3 protein-coding genes are annotated in these 2,992 nt (G+C 72.9%); 1 reads left to right on the top strand and 2 read right to left on the bottom strand.

Going from position 1 to position 2,992, the window contains the following annotated elements; genetic code table 11:
* Nucleotides 1-246: 246 nt before the first annotated feature.
* Together VIW71_RS10765 and VIW71_RS10760 are read right to left on the bottom strand one after the other, a co-directional pair.
* On the bottom strand, nt 247-579 hold the full coding sequence (locus VIW71_RS10765; protein WP_331621866.1) for an ATP-binding protein: 333 nt from the start codon (nt 577-579) through the stop codon (nt 247-249).
* A 91-nt stretch (nt 580-670) separates the two neighbouring features.
* Nucleotides 671-1,843, bottom strand: a complete 1,173-nt coding sequence (locus VIW71_RS10760; protein ID WP_331621865.1) for an adenosine deaminase — start codon at nt 1,841-1,843, stop codon at nt 671-673.
* A gap of 100 nt (nt 1,844-1,943) precedes the next feature.
* On the opposite strand from VIW71_RS10760, the gene VIW71_RS10755 reads away from it, so the two are divergent.
* Nucleotides 1,944-2,747, top strand: coding sequence for an alpha/beta hydrolase (locus VIW71_RS10755; protein ID WP_331621864.1), 804 nt, complete (start codon nt 1,944-1,946; stop codon nt 2,745-2,747).
* Nucleotides 2,748-2,992: the final 245 nt, after the last annotated feature.

The following is a 2,992-nucleotide window of genomic DNA, read 5'->3' as shown; positions in this document are numbered from 1 at the left end:
CTGTTGCTCAACACCACCGGTGTGGCCCTCGCCCACCTGCTGGTCGTACCCCCCGTACGGCGCCGCCTGCGTTCCCGCGCCCGGCCGCGGGAGGCGGACGGTACGAGGCGCCCTTCCGGGGCTCAGCCCGCGAGCACCACGAAGATCGAGACCGCCCCGTAGCGCGAACCGCAGCGCGACGGGCCGGGTCCCCTCCGCGGAGGGGACCCGGCCCGTACCCGTACGGCGGCCGGAACGGCCGCCGGCTCAGCCGGCGAGGACGTCGCCGGCCGGGGGGAGGCCGCCGAGCAGGCCGGAGACCGGCGCGACCTGGTTGCCGGAGAGGCGGTTGCCGGAGGGGAGGAGGCCGCCGGCCGGGGCCGGGAGCGCGGAGGTGCCGTGGGCCAGCGCGGACCGGGCGCCCGCGGCGGTGTCGGCGGCGCCGGGCACCAGGTGGGTGGCCGAGCCGATCGGCAGGGAGCCGAGCGCGCCGGACTGTGCGGCGGCCAGATCGGTGGCCGAGGCGCTGCCGGCCGCGGCGGCGACCGCGGCGAGGCCCAGAGCGGTGGTGGCGAGGGTCTTCTTGGTTCGGGTTCGCATGACTGCGGAACGTAGTCAGACTTTCACCAGCCGTGCAACCGGCTCGGCGCACCCGGACCCCGGCCCCCGGCCGCGCCCGGCGGCCCCGCGCTCACCCCGCGTCGGACGGGGAACCGCTGGCCACGGGGTGTACGGCGGCGCCCGGCGTGAACAGCCACTCGGCCTTCAGTTCGGCGTAGCCGGGCTTGATCACCTCGTTGATCATCGCGAGACGTTCATCAAAAGGAATGAACGCTGATTTCATCGCATTGACGGTGAACCACTGCATGTCGTCCAGGGTGTAGCCGAACGCGTCGACGAGGTGCTCGAACTCCCGGCTCATGCTCGTCCCGGACATCAGCCGGTTGTCCGTGTTGACGGTGACCCGGAAGTGCAGCCGCCGCAGCACCCCGATCGGATGATCCTTGTACGAAGCGGCGGCGCCCGTCTGGAGGTTGGACGTCGGGCACATCTCCAGCGGCACGCGCTTGTCCCGCACGTACGCCGCGAGGCGGCCGAGCTTCACCCCGGCGCCCCCCTCGTCGGCGTGCACGTCGTCGATGATCCGCACTCCGTGGCCGAGCCGGTCGGCGCCGCACCACTGGAGGGCCTGCCAGATCGACGGCAGTCCGAACGCCTCGCCGGCGTGGATCGTGAAGTGGTTGTTCTCACGCTTCAGGTACTCGAACGCGTCCAGGTGCCGGGCGGGCGGGTGCCCGGCCTCCGCGCCCGCGATGTCGAAGCCGACGACCCCCAGATCCCGGTACTGGTTGGCAAGTTCGGCGATCTCCTGGGACCGGGCGGCGTGCCGCATCGCGGTGAGCAGCGCGCCCACCCGGATGCGGTTGCCGTCCTCACGGGCGCGGCGCTCGCCCGCCCGGAAGCCCTCGTTGACCGCCTGGACCACCTGCTCCAGGCTGAGGCCGCCCTCCAGGTGCTGCTCCGGCGCGTACCGGATCTCGGCGTAGACCACGCCGTCCGCGGCCAGGTCCTCCGCGCACTCCGCAGCGACCCGCACCAGGGCGTCCCGGGTCTGCATCACCGCGCAGGTGTGCGCGAAGGTCTCCAGGTACCGCTCCAGGGAGCCGGAGTCGGCTGCCGCGCGGAACCACGCGCCGAGTTTGTCGGGGTCGGTCTCCGGCAGCCCGGTGTACCCGTTCTGCCGAGCGAGCTCGATGATCGTACCGGGGCGCAGACCGCCGTCCAGGTGGTCATGGAGCAGCACCTTGGGGGCGCGGCGGATCTGTTCGACGCTCGGCAGGTCCGGCGTGTGGTGGTTCGTCATGTTCCCACCATAGTCCCTACGCGCGTAGATACCGCACACGCACCAACTATTTTCCGCACGGCCATACAGTGCACGCCGTCTCGTCTGCCATCGTTGCGCCATGGCTTCACAAGCTTTGCCGGCGCGTGGCGCCCGCCTGGGCCGCCCGGTGGCACCCGGACTGGTGTCACCGCTGGTCCCCGCACCACGGCAGCGCGAGCGGTACCACGACTCGGCCGCCGCCGTGCGCGCCGTCGTGCTCGCCCTGCCCGGCGGTGAGGCGCTGAGCACCCGGCGCCGTTCCCCCGTGGCCGCCGCCGTGATCTGGCCGCTCGCCCGCCACCTGGTACGGGAAGGTGTCGCCGACGGTTTGGCCGCCCATGTCGTCCACTACCGCTTCCGCGGCTGGAACGGCGGCCACGCGCACCCCGCCGAGGACGCGGAGTGGGCGGTCGGCGAGACGGTACGGCGCTACGGGGACGTGCCGGTCTGCCTGGTCGGCCTCGACATGGGCGCCCGCGCGGCCCTGCACGCGGCGGGCCACCCCGCGGTCAACTCCGTGGTGGCCCTGGCCCCCTGGCTCCCCGCCGGCCCCGAACCCGAACCCGTCAAGCAGCTCAACGGCTGCCGCGTCCTGATCGTCCACGGCACCGACGACGACTCCACCGACCCCGAGCGCTCCTATCGGCTCGCCGAGCGGGCGAAGAAGGTCAACCGGGAGGTCTGCCGCTTCGAGGTGCACACCGACGGGCACGGTCTCCACCAGCACCGGGCCGAAGTCTTCGCCCTCACCGCGGACTTCGTCCTCGGCTCCCTCCTCGACCGCCCCTACGCCCGCCCCGTCGCCGACGCCCTCGCCGCTCCCCCACCCCTCGGCCTCCGCATGCCCCTCGCCGCAGGCTTCGGCCGCTCCCTCAGGCCGTAGGCCACCCCGGAACCCCCTCCCGCACCGTACGGCCGCTCACCTTGCCGAGGCGCGTCCGTCCGCAGGGCCTTCTTCGGCCTGTCACCACCTGCGTGCCCCGCGAGGTACTGACCCCCGCAAGGTACTGGGGGAGGGTGACGGGGTCGGAGGGGGAAGGGTCCGAGACGTTCGTATATGTGTGGCCCGGGTAAGACCCGCACTCAGCGAAGTGCCGGCAACGGGCCGTACATATGCAGTCTCGGACC

This window comes from Streptomyces sp. (genome assembly GCF_036524955.1).
Classification (GTDB): domain Bacteria; phylum Actinomycetota; class Actinomycetes; order Streptomycetales; family Streptomycetaceae; genus Actinacidiphila.
The sequence above is the reverse complement of the archived record's forward strand: the minus strand, read 5'-3'. Positions and strand labels throughout refer to the sequence as shown.

Excerpts from the sequence above, each read along its gene's own strand:
- VIW71_RS10760 (WP_331621865.1), bottom strand. The coding sequence starts at position 1,843 with ATGACGAACCACCACACGCCGGACCTGCCGAGCGTCGAACAGATCCGC.
- VIW71_RS10765 (WP_331621866.1), bottom strand. The coding sequence starts at position 579 with ATGCGAACCCGAACCAAGAAGACCCTCGCCACCACCGCTCTGGGCCTC.
- VIW71_RS10755 (WP_331621864.1), top strand. The coding sequence starts at position 1,944 with ATGGCTTCACAAGCTTTGCCGGCGCGTGGCGCCCGCCTGGGCCGCCCG.